21 protein-coding genes and 3 pseudogenes are annotated in these 17,743 nt (G+C 47.2%); 17 read left to right on the top strand and 7 right to left on the bottom strand.

Annotated elements, in window-relative coordinates; genetic code table 11:
• From B4113_RS07955 to B4113_RS07915, 9 genes and pseudogenes are all read left to right on the top strand, one after another.
• Positions 1-1,319, top strand: a 1,319-nt coding sequence (locus tag B4113_RS07955) for an AAA family ATPase (protein WP_061912398.1), incomplete at its 5' end; no start/stop codon positions are given.
• Positions 1,316-2,707, top strand: coding sequence for a CpaF family protein (locus B4113_RS07950; protein ID WP_061912397.1), 1,392 nt, complete (start codon positions 1,316-1,318; stop codon positions 2,705-2,707). The genes B4113_RS07955 and B4113_RS07950, both read left to right, overlap by 4 nt.
• The gene (locus B4113_RS07945) at positions 2,704-3,624 is read left to right on the top strand and encodes a type II secretion system F family protein (protein ID WP_033842813.1); all 921 of its coding nucleotides are present in this window, start codon (positions 2,704-2,706) and stop codon (positions 3,622-3,624) included. The genes B4113_RS07950 and B4113_RS07945 overlap by 4 nt, the downstream gene beginning before the upstream one ends.
• A 13-nt stretch (positions 3,625-3,637) precedes the next feature.
• Positions 3,638-4,531, top strand: a complete 894-nt coding sequence (locus B4113_RS07940) for a type II secretion system F family protein (RefSeq protein WP_033842814.1) — start codon at positions 3,638-3,640, stop codon at positions 4,529-4,531.
• An 18-nt stretch (positions 4,532-4,549) separates the two neighbouring features.
• Positions 4,550-5,458 (top strand): hypothetical protein, encoded by a 909-nt coding sequence (locus tag B4113_RS07935; RefSeq protein ID WP_033842816.1) that lies wholly within the window; start codon positions 4,550-4,552, stop codon positions 5,456-5,458.
• Between the two features lie 147 nt (positions 5,459-5,605).
• Positions 5,606-6,097, top strand: coding sequence for a hypothetical protein (locus B4113_RS07930; RefSeq protein ID WP_033842817.1), 492 nt, complete (start codon positions 5,606-5,608; stop codon positions 6,095-6,097).
• An 85-nt stretch (positions 6,098-6,182) separates the two neighbouring features.
• Positions 6,183-6,371, top strand: a complete 189-nt coding sequence (locus B4113_RS07925; protein WP_033842818.1) for a hypothetical protein — start codon at positions 6,183-6,185, stop codon at positions 6,369-6,371.
• A 102-nt stretch (positions 6,372-6,473) separates the two neighbouring features.
• The gene (locus tag B4113_RS07920; protein WP_153017140.1) at positions 6,474-6,866 is read left to right on the top strand and encodes a hypothetical protein; all 393 of its coding nucleotides are present in this window, start codon (positions 6,474-6,476) and stop codon (positions 6,864-6,866) included.
• Positions 6,867-6,950: 84 nt separating this feature from the next.
• Positions 6,951-7,829 (top strand): annotated as a pseudogene (locus tag B4113_RS07915) (IS982 family transposase).
• Between the two features lie 189 nt (positions 7,830-8,018).
• Here the strand turns inward: B4113_RS07915 and B4113_RS20100 are convergent.
• Positions 8,019-8,252: a hypothetical protein gene (locus tag B4113_RS20100; RefSeq protein WP_033842820.1), complete on the bottom strand. Its 234-nt coding sequence runs from the start codon at positions 8,250-8,252 to the stop codon at positions 8,019-8,021.
• Positions 8,253-8,336: 84 nt separating this feature from the next.
• Here B4113_RS20100 and B4113_RS19490 point away from each other — a divergent pair.
• The 4 genes and pseudogenes from B4113_RS19490 to B4113_RS07900 form a co-directional block, all read left to right on the top strand.
• Positions 8,337-8,447 (top strand): annotated as a pseudogene (locus B4113_RS19490) (UPF0236 family transposase-like protein); the annotation flags it as partial.
• A gap of 239 nt (positions 8,448-8,686) precedes the next feature.
• Complete coding sequence (locus tag B4113_RS20095) at positions 8,687-8,833, top strand: hypothetical protein (RefSeq protein ID WP_172418433.1); 147 nt, start codon at positions 8,687-8,689, stop codon at positions 8,831-8,833.
• Between the two features lie 181 nt (positions 8,834-9,014).
• Positions 9,015-9,650, top strand: coding sequence for an FMN-dependent NADH-azoreductase (locus B4113_RS07905; protein ID WP_033842821.1), 636 nt, complete (start codon positions 9,015-9,017; stop codon positions 9,648-9,650).
• Positions 9,651-9,797: 147 nt separating this feature from the next.
• The gene (locus B4113_RS07900; RefSeq protein ID WP_033842822.1) at positions 9,798-11,708 is read left to right on the top strand and encodes a SpoIIE family protein phosphatase; all 1,911 of its coding nucleotides are present in this window, start codon (positions 9,798-9,800) and stop codon (positions 11,706-11,708) included.
• Between the two features lie 139 nt (positions 11,709-11,847).
• Here B4113_RS07900 and B4113_RS07895 read toward each other — a convergent pair whose 3' ends face one another.
• Genes B4113_RS07895 through B4113_RS07885 form a run of 3 tightly spaced genes read right to left on the bottom strand, consistent with a single transcriptional unit; the run spans position 11,848 to position 13,413 of the window.
• The gene (locus B4113_RS07895; RefSeq protein WP_033021603.1) at positions 11,848-12,618 is read right to left on the bottom strand and encodes a sigma-70 family RNA polymerase sigma factor; all 771 of its coding nucleotides are present in this window, start codon (positions 12,616-12,618) and stop codon (positions 11,848-11,850) included.
• Positions 12,578-13,066, bottom strand: coding sequence for an anti-sigma B factor RsbW (rsbW, locus tag B4113_RS07890; RefSeq protein WP_033842825.1), 489 nt, complete (start codon positions 13,064-13,066; stop codon positions 12,578-12,580). The genes B4113_RS07895 and rsbW overlap by 41 nt, the downstream gene beginning before the upstream one ends.
• On the bottom strand, positions 13,063-13,413 hold the full coding sequence (locus B4113_RS07885) for an STAS domain-containing protein (RefSeq protein WP_033842826.1): 351 nt from the start codon (positions 13,411-13,413) through the stop codon (positions 13,063-13,065). The genes rsbW and B4113_RS07885 overlap by 4 nt, the downstream gene beginning before the upstream one ends.
• 124 nt (positions 13,414-13,537) lie before the next feature.
• On the opposite strand from B4113_RS07885, the gene B4113_RS07880 reads away from it, so the two are divergent.
• The 4 genes from B4113_RS07880 to B4113_RS07865 all read left to right on the top strand — a co-directional run bounded on the left by B4113_RS07880 (position 13,538) and on the right by B4113_RS07865 (position 15,716).
• Positions 13,538-13,921 (top strand): YkvA family protein, encoded by a 384-nt coding sequence (locus B4113_RS07880; RefSeq protein WP_033842827.1) that lies wholly within the window; start codon positions 13,538-13,540, stop codon positions 13,919-13,921.
• A gap of 136 nt (positions 13,922-14,057) precedes the next feature.
• Positions 14,058-14,747: a uracil-DNA glycosylase gene (locus B4113_RS07875; RefSeq protein WP_033842828.1), complete on the top strand. Its 690-nt coding sequence runs from the start codon at positions 14,058-14,060 to the stop codon at positions 14,745-14,747.
• A 16-nt stretch (positions 14,748-14,763) separates the two neighbouring features.
• Positions 14,764-15,063 (top strand): YwdI family protein, encoded by a 300-nt coding sequence (locus B4113_RS07870; protein WP_033021616.1) that lies wholly within the window; start codon positions 14,764-14,766, stop codon positions 15,061-15,063.
• A gap of 281 nt (positions 15,064-15,344) precedes the next feature.
• Positions 15,345-15,716, top strand: a complete 372-nt coding sequence (locus B4113_RS07865) for a DUF423 domain-containing protein (protein WP_033842829.1) — start codon at positions 15,345-15,347, stop codon at positions 15,714-15,716.
• Between the two features lie 383 nt (positions 15,717-16,099).
• Here B4113_RS07865 and gerQ read toward each other — a convergent pair whose 3' ends face one another.
• The 3 genes and pseudogenes from gerQ to B4113_RS18695 all read right to left on the bottom strand — a co-directional run.
• Positions 16,100-16,648, bottom strand: a complete 549-nt coding sequence (gene gerQ / locus B4113_RS07860) for a spore coat protein GerQ (RefSeq protein WP_033021622.1) — start codon at positions 16,646-16,648, stop codon at positions 16,100-16,102.
• A 27-nt stretch (positions 16,649-16,675) separates the two neighbouring features.
• Positions 16,676-17,104 (bottom strand): cell wall hydrolase, encoded by a 429-nt coding sequence (locus B4113_RS07855; RefSeq protein WP_033842830.1) that lies wholly within the window; start codon positions 17,102-17,104, stop codon positions 16,676-16,678.
• Positions 17,105-17,447: 343 nt separating this feature from the next.
• Positions 17,448-17,743 (bottom strand): annotated as a pseudogene (locus B4113_RS18695) (transposase); the annotation flags it as partial.

Below are 17,743 nucleotides of genomic sequence, written 5' to 3'. Positions count from 1 at the left end.
CGCTACTCACATTCTACAGGAAAGGTGCTCTTTTTTCTATACCCTTTGGATTTTATTGGATAATCAACACGCCTGTGGACGATCAACTCATACCTGGGCTACAGAAAAAAAGTATTAAAGTTTGTTTAATTGAGAGAAGCGCTAAATATCGAGAAGACATTGTTTCCTACTATCAACAGCACAATCAAACAATAGAAGTTATATATGACGGTGATTCGGTCGAGGCATTGATTTCTATTGATCCTTCAAGCATTGATGTGCTTTTGATTGGCAAAGATTTGATCGAGGAATTGCCAGAAGGACTAATGTTTTTAAAAGCTAAAGGATTTCGTAAAATCGTTTTAATTGTGGAGGAATTTATTTCATTTTCCAATGATTCGAATGATGAATCTGTTCATGTTTTATATAAATATACTCCTTACACCCTGATTACCAAAAAAATACTTTCGCTGAAGTTTGATTTTAATGAGAAATCGCTTGATACAGCGTCGAGGGAGCTCACTCACTCCTTAAATAAGATGAGGAAGATCGTTTTTTATTCGCCCAAGGGCGGAGTAGGAAAAACCACACTTGCGGTAAATAGCGCTCTTCAGCTTGCATTAAAGGACAAAAAAGTTTTATTGGCTTATTTATCTATTTTTGGAAGTATATCTTCCGTTTTTAACCTTCCTCGCAATAAAAATTTGGCGGAAGCTATAGGGATACTGGAGCAACAAACATATAGTCTTGAGACATTGGAAAAAGCGATTTTAGACTCAATCATTGAGGTTGAAGTCCAGCATGACAAGAAGCTCTATGTTCTCGCTGCAGCGTCGTATATAAAGATGGGAAATCTTACTTTAGAAATGACGGATCAAATATTAGGGGCTTTGGAGAATTTAGATTTTGAAGCTATTATATGCGATACTTCGACAGAATTAACTCATAAAAATATCTCATTATTAAGTTGGGCTACGGATGTTGTTCTCATTACAATGCCTGATGTTGTTGTAAACTGGCAGTTACTGTCTGCGAAAGAGTTATTGCAAAAGCTAAAGCACCCTTATCAATCCCACTATTTAGTCGTTAATAAGTATAATCCCTCTTATTCGATTAACACCAAAGAAATCGAAATGGTGTTATCGATGAAGGCAGACGAAGTGATTCCAGACTTTGACCTTCAAATCCAAAATTTTGTAAATAGGGGGGCGTTGCTCGTTCACAAGTCCCAATTGAAAGTGCAGAGGCATTTTAGACGCGTAGCACACTTGATTTTCCCGATTTTTAACAATAAAGAGGTTGGGAAATTAGGTTTATTGTCTATTGGGAGGCAGAAATGAGGATAGAGGAAGCGATTAAGAAAAAACAGTTTTTTCATAGCGAAAGCATAGAAGCGACTTCTAGCTTTGCTCTTGAACAAAATGAGAAGGTGGACGATTTAAAGTATTCAGTAAGACAAAAAATTTTGTCACATTTTGGGGAAGAGCCGGAGTTGCTTCATCAGCCCGAGAAGCTGAAGCAGCTCGTTTGGAAGGCGTTCGAAGAAGAATATGAGGCGAATTATGTCGATCTTTTGCTTGATACAAGCGAAAAGAGGCTTATTACGGGGGAAATTGTTCGCAACTTGATTGGATTTGGAGTCATCGATCCTTTAATCAGGGATGAAGAGATAACGGAAATTATGATTAATGGGACGAAAGATGTATTTATTGAGAGAAGAGGACGGATTTCAAGGGCTCTTACAGAAGAAGGCATTCCTATTCAATTTGAATCTGAAGCGGATATTTTAAATTTAGTAGAGAAAATTGTCGCTCCGATTAATAGAAAAATAGATGAAAGCGATCCAATAGTTGATGCGCGCCTCCCAGACGGATCTCGTGTAAACGTGGTGATCCGTCCCGTTTCCTTAAACGGACCTGTCGTTACAATACGGAAATTTCCATCTAACCCCTACACGATGGAAGATTTGGTTCAATTAGGGGGCCTTGACCAAAAGATCGCCGAATGGCTCTCTTATTTAGTAAAGGCGAGATATAACATTATTGTGTCTGGAGGAACGGGATCCGGAAAAACGACGTTCTTAAATGCATTAAGTATGTTTATTCCTAGACATGAGCGAATTATTACTGTCGAAGATGCTGCCGAGCTCAAAGTTTCCCATATTGAAAACTTAGTAAGGCTTGAAACGAGACCGCCTAATATAGAGAATAAGGGAATGATTACGATCCGTGATTTAGTCAAAACAGCCCTACGGATGCGGCCGGATCGCATTATTGTTGGCGAAGTGCGGTCGGGGGAAGCTCTAGACATGCTTCAAGCGATGAACACGGGCCATGACGGTTCATTGACGACGGGTCATGCCAATTCGTCAATGGATATGCTATCAAGATTAGAAACAATGGTATTGATGTCTGGGCTTGAACTTCCGCTTCCAGCTATTAGAAGGCAAATTGCCTCTGCTGTCGAGTTTATTATTCACTTAGGTCGGATGCGTGACGGTTCGAGGAAGGTGATTCAAATTTCCGAGGTGCGAGATTTTCGCAATGGGGAGATCGAGTGTGTAGATTTATTTAAGTGGAAAACAACGCATGTCGGGGAGAATGGAACCGTTTTTGGCAGGCTTGAGTCTACTGGAAATGTTGTTAAACAAATGGATAAATGGGCGTCGCTCGGGATCAGTCAATCGATTAACGATATTTTTGATAAAAGGGTAATGATGCAATCATGATGCTAGCATATATATGCATATTAATATCCTTGTATGTATTATGCCGCTCTTTTTATGAGTTAATTTACTTATTAATGTATGGAAATGTTCCGACAAAAAAATTGCTTGTCAGTTATTTTAATAAGGGGCAAGAACATGATAACAAAAAAGGCTTGACGCTAAATAAGATAAAGCAATTCGTTTTTGATGGCGAAGACGGCAACAAGTACGAATGGATTAGAATAGTCTTCATATGCGCAGGATGCATGACTTTTGGTTTTATATTGTTTCAAAGCTTGTTTTATACCATTTTGAGCGGATGTCTCGGTTTGCTGTATCCAAGGATAGCGAAAAAAAGGAAGCAAGAAAAACTAAAAGAGGCGTTTATTTTGCAGTTTCGTGATGCCATTTTATCGATAGCCAACTCCCTTAAAGCGGGTGCGTCTTTGCAGACTGCTTTGATGAGATGCCAATATGACTTGGAAAAACAGTTAGGGAAAAAGAAATTAAAGCCTCTGTTAATAGAATTGGAGAAACTAAACAACAATATTAAGTTCGGTCTTTCCGTCGATGAGTCACTGCTTCGGTTTAAAGAGCGAAACGACTATGAAGAGGTGCAGCAATTTATTGACGCCACTTTAATCACTAAATCGAAAGGCGGTAATTTGACAGAGGTTATTGAAAACATAAGTCAAATGATCAGTGATAAAATTACGATTCAACAGGAAATTAAGCTGGCTACGGCTCAAAAACGAATGGAAGCAAGAATATTGACGATCATGCCGATCACTCTCGTGTTTCTCATTATGCTGCTTAATCCTTCATATTTAGCGCCAATGTACGAGTCATGGGTTGGAACAACGTTGCTTTTTCTGGCCGCCCTTATGTTGGTTTTTAATTACTTTGTAGCAAGAGCGATTACTTCTATCAAGATTTAGCAGGTGAGCCCAAATGTTATTTCTCATTTCGTCATTAGTTTTTCTTACGATCTGCATCGCTTTCTTGCCCTTTAACATGTTGCGGATGTATAAGCTGCAAAAACGCTTTAACTTCCAAGCAGCCGGCGAAAAAGTCCCTATCAGCAAATACGGAATCGTTAAAAAGATCAGCCGAAGCGTTGGAAATTTGTTGGCGTTTCTTAATATACAAATGAATGCTAAAAGGAGAAAGGTTTTAACGGAAAAGATTATGGGAGCCGGTTTGGCAGGCAAGTGGACCCCGTTAGATGTTTACAGCCTTCAGCTTATACTGCCTGTGGCAGTCTGTTTATTTTATTTGATGCTGGCTCTTGCAAGCGGCGAAAGCAGTTTTTATATATTTGCGCTTGCGCTTTCTCCTCTTTCATATGCTTTGCCTGTTGTTTGGTTAAATGGTGAGATACGGAAACGAAAGGAAACGATCAGCCGCGAGCTGCCGCATTATGTGAATTCTATCGCGATCATGTGCGAGGCAGGGTTGAACCTATTTCCTGCCATCAAGGAAGTGGCGACGCGTAAAAAAGGCGTGTTATCTGAGGAGTTAAAACAAGTGATATACGAGGTATCCTTAGGAATTCCGCAAACCGAAGCGCTTGAGAGGATGGCGGAACGTTGCCAAATTGATGAGGTCAGCCGGTTCGTTTCAGCCGTTAATCAAACGCTTGAAAGAGGATCATCCGGCATTACCGCCATTTTACGGCAACAGGCCACAGAAGTGTGGGAAAATCGAAAAAAAAGGGCTCAAGAAATGGGCGCGAAGGCGTCAGTCAAACTATTCTTTCCGCTTATGCTGCTTGCTTTTCCTTCCACCATCATTTTTATCTTAGGCCCGGTGTTAATGGAATTGGCAAAATTTATTTTCAGCTAACAATAGGAGATGAGAAGCATGAAAATTCCAATTATGGAACCAGCGACAGGTGTGTATTTGGATGCGATTCGAAAGTACATCAAGTTTCGGCAAGTGCCGCTTATGAGTGCGGATTATATTCTCGACGGGAAACGGTATAAGCTGGTCGGACTGTACAAAAAGAAGCTCTTTGGCGGCATCGTAAACCGGATGTTGCAGAAGTTTATGGTTGTCGACGAACATGGGGCGGTTGTCAAAGACCCGGAACTCTCGAGAAAACTATTAGAATACTATTGTACATTTGAAAGTCTTTGGCTTTGCGAAACACGGATTGCGGCTGCTTTAAAACACGATCCGTCTTTTTATGAAGAAATATTGGCGGAGGCAGAGGGCATTATCCCTTTACTAATTCCTGTCATGAGGCAATTTAAAAATGGAGAAGAACGAAATCGATACCTTTTTCAGCAATTTTTCTCTTTTTTAAAGTTATATAACGAAAAGAGCATTGCTTTGGAACAAGTGGCAAGAGAATTATCCGCCCCTTTGTCGCTTGTTCTCAACCGACAGGCGGCTGATGAAGAGTTGTATAAAAAAGTCAAGAGTTTAGTTATTCAATTTGTGAACAATACCGACATCAGAACAATGAGCTTGATTGATCTTTACCAGGAAGGGGCTTTATTGTCTGTAAAACTAACGTTATCGGAAGCTGAACGTGATAAAACGATCCACTTGATCAAATATAAGAAAAGCATTGAAAATATAAAATTAATTGTTCGGGAAAGTATCCGTGCTATCCAAACGACAATGATGGATGGCATATCGTACGCTCGTACAACGGACCTCAATAAAATAAAAAGAGTAATTGAAGAGAGATTATACCCGAAAGAAGATATGATTACAGATTATGCTAATGAAATAATGAATAAAGCATGGATATTCCATAAATAAAAGAGGTGTTTTTGAGTTGCGCATCCCAATTATGGAACCAGCGACAGGTGTGTATTTGGATGCGATTCGAAAGTACATCAAGTTTCGGCAAGTGCCGCTTATGAGTGCGGATTATATTATCGGGGAAAGAAGTATAGGTTAGTTGGTTTGTACAAAAAAGGGTGGTTTAGCAGGTTAGCGAATGGGGTTCTCAATAAATTTGTCGTTGTCGATCAATCTGGAGCCATTGTAAGGGATTTAGCTCTTTCAAAAAAAGCATTGAATTTCTATTATACCCTTGAAACTCTTTGTTCCGCCGAAAGACGCATATATGCTGCTTTAAAACATGATCCGTCTTTTTACGAACAGATATTAGAAAAAGCAGAGGACATTGTCGAGTTTTTAATGCCCGTTATGCAAAAAATGAGGTTAGGAGAAGAAAAATATAGAAGGGGATTCCAGCATTTTTTCGATTTTCTAAAGTTATGGAATGAGAAAAGCATTCTTTTAGAATCGTTAGCTAGAGAACTGTCGGAGCTTTTACCGCTCGTTTTAAAGAGGCAGCCCATTAATCAAGAAACATATGAGAGAATTAAAAAATTAGTTATTCAATTTATCTATCTATTCAGACATAAGATCATTTGCCCTTATCGATCTTGAGTTAGAAGGACACTTATTCGCTGTAAAATTGATTTTATTAGAAGCAAAGTGTGATAAAACAAAATACAGGAAAATTATCGAGAACATGAAGACGATTGTTCGAGAAAGTTATGATGCTATACAAGTAACAAGAATGGAAGGCCTCAAATATGACAATACAATGGATCTTAATAAGATCAAGGAGATTGTTCAAAAGCAACGAGGCTCAAAAGAAGACATGATTGACGACCATGTTCATAAAGTGATTGATGAAAAATGGCTTTTAAGGGGGTGAGTGGAATGTAAGGAGAGGCTGTATACAATAAGAAATTTTGTATAAAAACAGGAGGTGTGGGACGTTTGCTGCGAAAGCAAAATGCGAAGCGTGCTATTTAGTTTGCTCACATCTGCCCTAATGGTAATGTGGGGAATTCTTTTTGCATTCGGAGCAGCTAATGTTGCCGCGACGGAGAAACCAAAGCCGAATGTAAAAGAAAGCGACGAGTTAGATAATGTACTTACCGGAGTAAAAGTGGTTAACGGTATGGCTACTAATCTAGCTGGTTTTAGTCAGTTTTTGATGGATATTGAAGCAAGCAACTCAGGTATTGGTCCAAGCGTGACTACTGGCTCAAAGGTGTTGCAAAGTACTTTACTGACAGCTGGGTTGTCAAAGGTAGTCGGTGATGGTGCTGGTGATAAATCGGCTGTTGGACAAGTAGCTGGTATCATTGGAGATGCAGGGGATGCTACAGGAAAAATATTTGATACAACCCGTGGTGCTAGATAAAATCAAGTAAGCATAAAAATAGCCCTTGCCTGCGGATCTCCTGTAGAATGAAAGTGCGACCCAACATTCGAAAGGAGAATCCCCATACAAGAGCACTTTCATTTTATTACAGATCAAGCCAAGATTCAAAAACAATATGCCGCCATTTTCTTTTTTGTTTCTGCCCAGCTGTCACAAATTCAATTCTATCTTCAACGCCGCAATCGTCATTTGGCGAAACAAGAAGACGCGGTGGTTATTGCCATTCATCTTTTAAGAAAGTTGCTTGGCTTCTCTTCTGAACGTGCATGGCATCGCTTTGTGACTGGGAACTTGTTCACGGATGGACAGTTTCTCGAACGTTCTCGATACCATCGCCGTTGCCGATCGCTGCGCTTTGCGATCAAATGGATTCGTCATCAACTAGCGAAACGTGGTCAACACCATGCCTATGCGGTCGTAGATAGCATGCCAATCGAGTGGTGCCATGCCGCAAGAATGGACCGTGTCAAACGATTTCGAGGCATCGTTGACATCGGGTTTTGTGCATCGAAAAAGCAGTGGTACGATGGGTTTACGTTTCATCTTCAAGTGACAGACCAAGGGCTACCTATGGGATACGTAGTAACCGAGGCGTCCTGTCACGATCGAACCGCAGCTGAAACCGTCATGACTCCAATTCCTCATCCCTATAACTTGGGTACAAGGGATTCATCAGTAGCGAATGGCAAAAAAAAGTTGTATGAAGCGTACCACATCGCTTTTTGGACTCCATCTCGCAAAAATCAGAAACACCGCCCATCGGAATCATGGGAGACATGGCTCAAACAAAAACGGAAAGTGATCGAAACGGTGTTCTCCGTCCTTATCGACTAGTATCGTATGGCAGACATTCGTGCGAATTCGATTTTAGGGTTTGAAGTGGCACTCGATGGCATCTTGTTGGTGTATTCACTTGTAACACTTGGGCTAGTTGAGCGCTAGCGCTCAACTAGCACCACGGGTTTTATTAATACCATCTAGTTTAATGACTTCCAAGTCGAAATCCTCCCTGTTCTTTAATAGGCACTTAAACCTTTTTTGCGTTTCGCTAATGCAAAAAGCCAATTAAAAATTAACAGACCGATTACGATATAGAAAAGGCATTTACAAAGTCTATCAGACAGAGGAAAGTTAATAATATTCAGAAATACCGACCAAAAATTCAAACGATACAAAGTCATACAAATCCAATTCTGTTTTATTTATTTTTAAATTTACCAAAATATATCCTTTTTTCATAATAATACTACAATCCGCTGTCGATTGCAAAAAACTAGACCCATGACAACCCATTAAGATACTAATGCCAAGTTCTATGCCGCGAAGCAAGAGATTCCCATTGATGTGATCAAAAAACAGCTCCATGTTGCCTAGGAGGCACCCTGTTTGTCTCTTTGTTTATGGAAAATGTTGTAATGAAAAAATGATCATCTACAGTATTAAATTGAGGAGTGCTCTTCCTACCGCAAAGCCGCCAATACGTTGGAGTCGATCGTGAGAGATGCGGTCCTCAGCCATGAGGCGATTCGTCAGCTGGTGTTGGCGGTCCCTGTTTCGCTCCTCCCTCTGTTTGATGAGGGATGAGAGATGAGAGTACAAAAGCGCTTACGGATATAAACTTGTGAAAATGGCCCAATCACCCGTGATTTCAAAATTCCATAAGGAGCCAAAAAACGTTCTCCACCAAGTCTTGGCCGACTCGAATTTCAAAAAACCGATCGAATTCCCGCCGCATAAATGGTAAAATGGGAGTATAGACTAGTTCCTGTATCCTACGTGAATCAAGGGGGCCAACCATGATGGAAGAAAAACCGATCTACTACGATGGGAGCGGTCATCTGCCTAGCGAAAATGAAAGCGGTGTCAAAGGTGAGTTGTTTACGCTCACGGATGAGATCCGAAAACAAATCAGCGGCAATCCGTTTGTTGTTGAGCAAAGCGAATAACCGATCCGCACGTCAATTGCCTCTAGGGCAATTTTTTTTTGGGCAAATGATTTGCGAAATTCGTCTCCTCCTTCTATAATTATCTCTCGTTCGAGATATTTGGGACAAAGATAAATGCATGCCGTTGTGGCAAGCGGCACACACTAACATGCTGAGATCATCAAGAAAGGGAGTATGCATCATGACGAAAGTATTGTATATCACCGCCCATCCCCACGACGATACACAATCGTACAGCATGGCGGTCGGGAAGGCGTTTATCGACACGTACAAGCAAGTGCATCCGGATCATGAAGTGATTCATCTCGACTTGTATAAAGAATACATTCCGGAAATCGATGTCGATGTATTCAGTGGATGGGGCAAGCTCCGTTCTGGCCAATCGTTTGAACAGCTCTCGGCCGAGGAAAAAGCGAAAGTCGGACGGATGAACGAGCTGTGCGATCAGTTCATCTCCGCGGACAAATACGTGTTCGTCACGCCGATGTGGAACTTTTCTTTCCCGCCCGTATTGAAAGCGTACATTGACGCGGTGGCGGTGGCCGGAAAAACGTTTAAGTATACCGAGCAAGGACCGGTCGGGCTGCTGACAGACAAAAAAGCACTCCACATTCAGGCGCGGGGCGGTTTTTATTCGGAAGGCCCAGCGGCAGCGATGGAAATGGGACACCGCTATTTAAGCGTCATTATGCAATTTTTCGGCGTGCCATCATTTGAAGGCTTATTCATTGAGGGGCATGCGGCTGTGCCGGAAAAAGCGGAAGAAATTAAGGCGAACGCCATTGCCCGGGCGAAAGACTTGGCTCATACGTTTTAATTAAAGTTTTCCGCCTCACTCCATGAGCGATCGTCCACTGATCGAACGTAACATCTTTTTTGGATCCGGCTAAGGTGCGAAATGGAGGTGTGAAATGTGAGTATGGTATAATAACCATATCAACGAGGGAGTGGAGGTTTCTCTTTTGTGAACGAACAGAAGCCAAATGAGCGGGTGCGTCTGCACGCGGCAACTGCTGTATTGGCCGCTGTCTGGTTCTGTTGGTTGTTGCTTTCGGGCGGTTGGAATCCGCTTCCGCCCCGCCTTGACCATTCGCTTGACCTTGTTTTGGGGCTTGCCGCTGTTGTTGCTTGTTGGCTCGTCGCTGTGCAAGGGTGGGCGGTGTTCCCGCATACATTGTCAATGGAACGGTTGATTATGGGGGCGTTATTTTTTTCAGCGGGAGCGCTTTTTTCATGGTCAACGGTGTGGTCGTTTACAGCGACTGGCGTGTCGGCGGCGCTGTTTGCGCTTGCTGCCCGCTTGACGCTGGCCGTGGGTTTTCTTTTTCTGTTTTCGCGCCCGGATGAAGTGATGGAGCGGCATAGCGGACAGCGGTGGCAAGCGTTTTTGGCCGCTTTTGCTTACACAGCTGTCGTCGGGCTGTTCATTCATATGGTGGCGACGGTGGGAGCGGAGGACGGGACAAGCCGCTGGCGACTTTGGTGGCAGGTCGGAACCGGTGTGACTGGCTTGCTTGACGTGGCGGCGGGGGTGCTCGTGTGGCGCCGCTGGCGACAAGGCGGCTCTTCTTCGCTTTTATACTGGCCGCCGGCTTGTTTGTTGTTTGCCCTTGGACAGGCGTTGCTGCTGGTTGGCGACGGGTCACGGCTTTGGGGGCCTTTGTATGAGATGGCCGGCTTCTTGTATGTGGTGCGCGCGATGTACGCGGAAACGGTGGAAAAGCCGTACACGGAGCTGAAGCAGCGCGAACAGCAGCTTGAGATGATGGCCAATGCGCTCGGTGAAGGGTTGCTGATGGTCAATCGGGACGGGCGCATCGTTTGGATGAATCCGGCGGCGGGCCGCTTGATCGGCGCCGCTCCGGGTGAGGCAAAAGGAAAGCCATTGTTTTCATTTGTCTCACTGGCGCGTCCGGATGGGGCTGCCTGGGATTGGAAGCAGCTGCGCCGCGTTGTGAAACGTTTGAAAAGCGGCGAAGTGATTCGCGTCGAGGAAGAGCCGTTTCGGCGGCGGGACGGCGTTTGCTTGCCGGTCGGTTATACGCTCGCGCCCGTGATGGAAAACGGAACGTTGACCGGGCTCGTCGCCGTCTTGCGCGACATGACTGAGAAAAAAGAAAAGGAGCGGCTTGAGCGCGAACGCGAGCAGCTTGATTTTGAAATGTCGTTGGCCGCCAATATGCAACGGTCGCTCTTGCAAGCGTCGGCTGCAGCCGATCTGCCTTCCTATGTGGACATTGGGGTTCTCAGCGTGCCTGCTCGCGTGCTTAGCGGGGATTTTTATCATTTCGCGGTCCACCAGAGGTCGGTATCCGTTGGCATTGCCGATGTGTCGGGGAAGGGCATTCCGGCGGCGATGATCATGACGTTAATGAAGTTTATTCTAGACCGAACCGTTCATTACGGGACGCAGCCGCATGTGTATCTCGACTTGTTGAATCGGTTTGCCTACGATTACACGGAACCGTCCATGTTTGTGACGATGGTAGTCGGCAACTACAATGAGAAAACGCACGCTTTTTCCTACGCGTGCGCGGGGCATGAGCCGGCGCTTCTCTATAAGGCGAAAACAAAACAGTGCGTACCGCTCCGCGCCAAAGGATGCGCGCTCGGTTTATTTCCGCAATTTTCCTTTGAAACTCAGTCGGTCGTGCTAGAGCCGGGGGATTTTGTGTTGCTGTACACGGACGGAGTGACCGAAAAACGCAACGCCGAAATCGATGACGGGTTTTCCGTTCTTGCTTCGATGCTCGCTCGCGTCAATCTTGATCAGCCCGCTGCGCAAATCGTTCACGAGCTATATGAGCAAATTCGGGCATATCACCGATACGAACAAAAGGATGACCAGACATTGCTGCTGCTGCGCCGCCGTTAGTGCCTGTCCGCACTCGGCGGCGCCGTTTTTGGTTCGGCGAGCGATGGTTCGAATGCGGAGCAACGCGCAGCCGCCGTCTTTTCTTCGCCAAACAGCATGATCCCTCTTTCTTCCTTCGTTTGGCTTGACGGTGTGAAGATCAGGACGGATGGGCGGCAAGCTGTCGTTTCAGTTTGTCGATCGCTCGCTTTTGGATGCGGCTGATCGTCATTTGTGAGACGCCGAGCCGTTCGGCGAGCGAGCGCTGCGTTTCTCCGCGGCGGAAAACGGCGTCAATGACGAGCCGTTCCTGCTCGCTCAGCTTGTCGATCGCCTGCTGCAAATCCAAACGTTCGATCAGCGCTTCAACCTCATTTGTCTGATCAGCGATAAATTCTCCGATGGTCGTTCCGTCCTTTTCGCTGTCTTGCACGGGGGCGTCGATCGAAACAGGCTGGTAATGGTCGCGGCCGGCCAAAATTTCAATCGTCTCCTCCGCTGATAAGCCTAGATGGTCGGCGATTTCATCGATGGTCGGCGAACGTTCCAGCTTGATGGTCAACTCGTCGATGGCTTGCTGCACTTTACTTCCTTTTTCTTTCACCTTGCGCGGCACTTGAATGTACCACGCTTTGTCGCGCAAATAGTTTTTCATATAGCCAATTAAGCTTTTCATCGCGTACGATTCGAAGCTCGTCCCTTGGTTTGGATCGTAATGCTCAAGGAGACGCAAAAACGACAACCGTCCGACTTGAAACAAATCTTCGTAAAAGTCGGGGCGGCTGCGCGCCATTTTTCTCGCCGCCGCCACAATCAGCGGTTCAAAGCGGACGAGCAACGCCGTCGCCGCTTCTTCCGCCTTCGTTTGTTGGTAAGCAGCAATCAAGGCGTCAAGCTTGCTCTTGGACAGAGGAGGGGGATATAGAGTCATGGGCATGCTCTCCTTCTCCGCGAGGGCGGAATTTCGTCAGGCGGACTTCCGTGCCGCCTTTTGTGCTGACAGTGACGTCGTCCATGAGCGCTTCCATTAAAAAGAGGCCGAGGCCGCCGACTTTGACGTCTTCAAGCGGTTTCGTGGACAGGGGTGCCGCCTGCTTGGCCGCCCGTTTGTAATCGAACCCTTTGCCTTGATCTTTGATGATGATCGACAGCGCGTCGGTGCTTATCTCAAAGCGAAGATGAATGACGCCGCCTGCCCCGTTGTAGGCATGCAGCACCGCATTGTTACATGCTTCGGAGACGGCGACTTTCATATCCTCTATTTCCTCATACGAAAATCCCATTTTGGCGGCCAGCCCGTACAAAGTCAGACGCGCGATATCGATGAATTGCGCATCGGCTGGAATCGACAGCTGTACGATCGTTTCGTGCTCTTTCATGATTGGCTCTCGATCCTTTCTGTCGTGTCATTTGTTTCGGAAAAAAAGTGAGAGACGCCGGTTAAATCAAACAGACGCTGTACTTTGGGCGGCACGTTTTCAATCAGAAAGGGAGCTCCTTGCTTTTTGCGGGTTTTCAGCAGCGCCACAAACATGCCGATGCCGGTGCTGTCAATGTACGTCAACTCGTCTAAGCGGATGACAAGCGTTTTGGCCGCGTCATGGGCGAGCGGTTCAATGGCACGCCGAAACTGCTCGGCCGCCGCTAAATCAAGCTCTCCTTTTATGTATACCACGTGTCGGTCTGACCGTTCGTCATGAACGAGATGAAATTGTTTCTTTTCCATTTCCATTCACCTCAAATGATCGCTCGTTTGTTTTTACGGTCGCATGCTCTTGTCCACCAATCAGGCGTTTACAATGACTATACCCCTATTTTATACTATTTGAAACAGAAAAGGGGGATGATCGGTGTTCGAAAAATGGAAGTTATGGGCAAAGAGGCTGAAACGGGAAATTTTCGTCTTGTATTCGGCCAGCCGCGACCGCCGCGTCTCGGTCTGGTTGCGTCTCTTTATGCTGACTGTCGCGGCGTACGCGTTCAGCCCGATCGATTTGATCCCCGATTTCGTTCCGGTTCTCGGGTACGTGGATGATTTGCTGCTTGTGCCGCTTGGCATTTACTTGGCGCTCAAGTGGCTGCCGAAAGACATCGTCGCCGAACACCGGGCGCGGGCGGAAGAGCTCGCTAGGCGCGGCAAACCGACGAATTGGACCGCCGGGGCGCTGATCCTGCTTTTGTACGTGCTGCTTGCTGTTGGCCTGCTCCGGTGGCTGATTTCAGGGCGCCTTTGATGGCTGGGGCAAAGGATTGGTGCTTTTGGTTGGAAAGCGAGCTTCCCCGATGGCTGCCGTTCACTTCGCTTTGCCGGCGGTGTGTTTTTCGTTACAATGATAAAGGAAAAAGCCGATGGCAAAGGAGTGGCTCAGAATGCCGATTCTCAAAAACGACTGGGCTCCGCTGCTTGAAGAGGAGTTTCAAAAACCGTACTACTTGAAGCTGCGCGAGTTTTTAAAAGAGGAGTACCGGACGCGGACGATTTATCCGGATATGCACGATATTTTTAACGCCCTTCATTATACGCCGTACGCGAACGTCAAAGTCGTGCTGCTTGGGCAAGACCCGTACCACGGTCCGGGGCAGGCGCACGGGTTGAGTTTTTCCGTCAAGCCGGGCGTGCCGGTGCCGCCGTCATTAGTCAACATCTTCAAAGAGCTGCATGACGATCTTGGCTGCTACATCCCGGATAACGGCTACCTTGTGAAATGGGCAAAGCAAGGGGTGCTGTTGTTAAACACGGTGTTGACCGTCCGCCGCGGCCAGGCGAATTCCCACCGCGGCAAAGGGTGGGAATATTTCACCGACCGCGTCATTGAACTCGTCAATGAAAAAGACGATCCGGTCGTCTTTTTGCTTTGGGGACGGAATGCGCAAGAGAAAAAAGAACGGATTACGAATCCGCGCCATCATATCATCGAGGCGCCGCACCCGAGCCCGTTTTCCGCCGCGCGCGGCTTTTTCGGTCACCGCCCATTTTCGCGGACGAACGCGTTTTTAACCAAGCACGGACGCGAACCGATCGACTGGCAAATCGAAAACATCGGCGCCCGCGCCGAGTGAGCGAGGAGGAAGAAGCATGTCCATTTCCTTTGCCGCCATTGTTGGAAAAATGGAAGATGAGCTCCGCAAAGCGAAGGCGGCTCATGACCCACAGCGGATGCGCGAACATATCGCCGCTGTTCGTGCCTTATGCGATTTAATGTTAGAAACAACGGCTCAACCGCAGCCGGCCGTTCCCTCTCTCTCAACAGGGCCGCTTGTCGTCGGCGGGCCGATGTCGGTTGCTGGTGGGCTGTCGTTAGGATCCGTTTCCGGCCGGGGGCGCTCCCCTGACATTGATGACGAGGCGAACGGGGAGTCGTTGTTAGATTTTTGACGGAAAGACAAGGAAAACCCGTGAAGCGGCTCTTTCCTTTTAACACATTCACCGAGAAGTCTCCCACCTCGAAATGGAATGTAGGTGGGAGAGGTTCATAGAGCTTGTTCTGTTTGGCGCCGGAGGACAAGAAGCGGTTCTCCGGCCTGAATGCAGGTCTGGCCAGTGGCGCTCCCGATCGGCTGGTTCCATCGATGGGTTCCGATCGATTAGTCTTTGGTTGTCATGGAACATTCCCATTTGAAAGAAAACAATCTCCCATTTAGAAAGGCGGGACAGCTATGAAAACATTTGTCCTTCTCGGCGCGCTCAATGCGTTTTTAGCCGTGGCGTTAGGAGCGTTTGGCGCACATGGGTTGGAAGGGAAAATTCCGGATCGGTATTTGGAGATTTGGAAAACGGCGGTGCAATACCAAATGTTTCATGCGGCAGGCTTGTTGGTCGTCGGCCTGTTGCTTGGCAAGGCGCCAAATGTCGGGCTGATCGGTGCCGCGGGCTGGGTGATGCTGGCGGGGATTGTTCTGTTTTCTGGCAGCTTGTACGTATTAAGCGTTACGCAACTCAAGCCGCTTGGCGCCATCACCCCATTGGGCGGTATTGCTTTTTTAATCGCTTGGGTGATGATCGGATATGCGGCGTTGAAGTGGCTGTAACGCGGAGCCGAACGAAAAGGCCGGTGGCGGGCCGTATGGTTTGGCGGAAGCTGACAACGATCGCCAGCTTAATCGGTAAGCCGGAAATGGGTTGCGGGTCATATCGTGTGGAGGAAGCGGCCCGTTCGTATCTAGCGATGATCTAGGGGTTGATCCCCAAAGCGATCTATCGTTCAGATCCGACCAACACCTCGTGTGACAAAAGCGGTCGGTGCGTCTATACCGATGAGAGAGAGGGCTGACCGGAAAGGCGATCTCCCCCTCAAGAAAGACGCAACATCCCGTGTGGCAGGGAAGCGGCAGGCGCTTATATAGCGATAAGAGAGGGTGTCCCGGTCCGTTTGGGACACCCTCTGGCATAAAGGGACAGCTTGGGACGCCGCTCAGCGCGGAGAATAGGAGGAAAGCGGCGCCGCTGTCGCACCGGCGAACGGGTATTCGTAGGCGATTTCCCCTTCAAAGGTGACGTAATCGAGGTAAATCATCGGGATCAAATAGCGCGTTCCCGTTTGCGGATCGCTCAAAATGACATGGTCGCGCCCCGCTGCCTCAATCACGCCGCGGAATACTTTCGCGTTCCACTCACGGTTGTTTTCAAACGTCGCATACACCGTGGCGACTTTCCCTTTGTTTAACCGCAAAATGTTTTCAATATACGACTCTTCAAGCGGCAACATCCCCGGGATCGCCGCTCCTGCCGCCGCAGGCGCAGCGGCGGTAGTCGGTGTCGGTGCGGTGAAGGTTGGCGTTTGCAGCCCGAATGTCGGCGGCGTCATCGCCGGAGCGGAGACCGCTTGTGGATAGTACGAATATGGGTACCAAGCTGGATAATACGGTTGCGGATACGCATAGCCGTATGGATACGGCGTGGATGGCTGTTGCCGCTGCTCTTCCTCCTCCGAATAAAAGTGATAGTCTGTATAGTTGGACATAGGAACCCCTCCCCATATGAAAAAATGTCAATAAACGCGCGGGCAGTCCGATTGGGTCGGCGCAAAAAAGCAGTGTGATTTATACCGGCCGACGTTCCATTGGTTGAACCATTGCGGTGGGCAAGGCTCGCCTTCAGGCGGCTTAAAAAACCAAAGCGCATTGGTCGCGGGATGGTAGCGCCAGCCGCGGATCACTTGACGTGCCAACCCAATATCAATATCGCGCGCCCGTTGGTAAAAGTACCCTTTTTGCACCGCTTCAAAGCCGCCAGGGCTCTGGAACACCATTTGCCGGATGGAGCGGATACCGCGGAAATCAAGGCAGTCGGCGATGACGCGGTTGATGCCGACGTTGCCGACCATGAGCATCCCAAGCCGCCCGTCTCCTTCCGCTTCCGCCCGCATGAGCCGAGCCAGCAGCTTCACGTCTTCCTCGGTGTGGGCTACAACGGCCATATCGTCACCTCAGTCGTTGTGAATTTCGACAGTAATAGGCTATTGGCGGAACGAGAAAATGGTGACAGGCGGACAAACGGTTAAAACGGAATTTCTGATTTTATATGTATGGGGTAGTTTGCCTGTATATGACCGAAACGAGCATTGTTGGCTAAAACCAACAACGGTTTTTCGAATGGAGAAATGACATGGTAAAGCTGTATACACGATGAAATCACCATTCCCCTAGGAGACTGGTGATCTACTCGTGGATACGGCTTTGCCATCCCATTTCTTAACTACTGTAGATGAGCATTTTTCATTACAATAATTTCCATGCCCTAAGAGACAAACAGGGGACCCCTTAGGCGACATGGAGCAGTTTTTTGATCACATCAATGGAATCTCTTGCTTTGAGGCGCCATCGATGAACTCGACGATGCTGTGTCCTTTCCGAGACCGAAGAAGCTCCAGTCCGGAAGAGAGGTCTTGTTGAGATGCCGCGATGCTGTATATGCAGGCGAACAGCACCACTGCCCCATACCGTTTCACCGCCCGAATGTGACGAACACGGTACCATCTGACTTCAGCTGGTCTTTGGCCTGCCGGAAAAAGCATTCGATCGTCCAGCGCTGGGCATAGTAACGCAAGATCTCTTCA

Origin of the sequence: Geobacillus sp. B4113_201601 (assembly GCF_001587475.1) — a bacterium.
In the GTDB taxonomy this organism is placed as follows: domain Bacteria; phylum Bacillota; class Bacilli; order Bacillales; family Anoxybacillaceae; genus Geobacillus; species Geobacillus icigianus.
The sequence above is the reverse complement of the archived record's forward strand: the minus strand, read 5'-3'. Positions and strand labels throughout refer to the sequence as shown.